The sequence below is a fragment of the Psychromarinibacter sediminicola genome, from assembly GCF_029168335.1.
Classification (GTDB): Bacteria; Pseudomonadota; Alphaproteobacteria; order Rhodobacterales; family Rhodobacteraceae; genus Psychromarinibacter; species Psychromarinibacter sediminicola.
Genome location: NZ_JARGYC010000263.1, coordinates 1 through 335, shown reverse-complemented (window position 1 = coordinate 335; position 335 = coordinate 1). Strand labels below are relative to the sequence as shown.

Below are 335 nucleotides of genomic sequence, written 5' to 3'. Positions count from 1 at the left end.
GCGCCGTAGGACCGAAGCCGGTCCGTCACGATCGTGTCCGGCCGGCCGTAGCGCTTCATCGATTTCCGTAGGAATTTCAGGGCCGCCTTCTTGTCACGGGTCTTCGTCACGAAGCTTTCCAGCGCCTCGCCCTCGTGGTCGACAGCCCGCCACAAGTAGTGGCGCTCACCGTTGATCTTCACGACCATCTCGCCCGGGTGCCTTCGCCACTGGCTCGACCGCATTCCCTCGATCCGGCGCTTCCGGATCTCGGCTGCAAACACCGGCCCGAACCGGTGCCACCAGAACCGGACCGCCTCGTGGCTGACGTCGATCCCGCGTTCATGCAGCAGGTC

Annotated in this window: 1 protein-coding gene; it reads right to left on the bottom strand. The window is 65.1% G+C overall.

What is annotated here, in order from left to right; genetic code table 11:
- Nucleotides 1-335: DDE-type integrase/transposase/recombinase (locus P1J78_RS25285; protein ID WP_275570119.1), on the bottom strand; the 335-nt coding region annotated here is incomplete at both ends.